The organism is Terrabacter koreensis (assembly GCF_054783315.1).
This window is the reverse complement of sequence record NZ_BAAGQU010000018.1, coordinates 1-620: the sequence shown is the minus strand read 5'-3', so window position 1 is coordinate 620 and position 620 is coordinate 1. Positions and strand designations below refer to the sequence as shown.

Here is a 620-nt window from a genome sequence, read left to right as displayed (position 1 = left end):
AGCGGGTGCGGGTCAGTGTCGACGGCTTGCTCGAGCAGGCGATAGAAGAGCAGGCCGCGGGACCTGGCGTTGCGGCGGTTGAACCGGAACGTGTACTCGTCCAGGTAGTAGGGCAGGTGCTGTTCTTCGACGCGGAAGTGCAGGGTGCCGATGAGCCAGCGCTTGAGCAGCGAGGCGACCAGGTGCACGCCAGGGAGGACGCTCGCCTTGTCGGGCGCGCTGTAGCCGAGGGTGAACTCGTGGGTGTAGCCGAGGTCGGCGAGCCGGCGCAGGGTGCGGGCGCCGTCGGTGCGGATCGTGGATCCGGGCTCAATCACTGCGGTGGCGAAGTCGACCAGCTGGGACGTGGCGGGTCGGGCGGCGACAGCGAGCCGGACCCGGCCCAGGCGACGGGTCTCGTTGTGTTCTATGGCGATCATGACCGCGACCTTGTCGCTGGCGTTGCCGAACTTGCCGGCGCTGACGCCACCGATCACGGTCTCGTCGAGCTCGACGATCCCGGACAGCTTGTCCCGTTCCGGGCGGACCATGGCTCGGCGCAGCTTGTGCATCCACGCCCACGCGGTCTCGTAGGAGCCGAACCCGAGGACGCGCTGCAGCCCGAGCGCTGACATGCCGTT

General features: G+C 68.5%; 1 protein-coding gene. It reads right to left on the bottom strand.

Annotated features, from left to right (window positions below; all coding sequences use genetic code 11):
- On the bottom strand, positions 1–620 hold a 620-nt coding region (locus ACYVNR_RS21680; RefSeq protein ID WP_461051035.1), incomplete at both ends, for an IS1595 family transposase.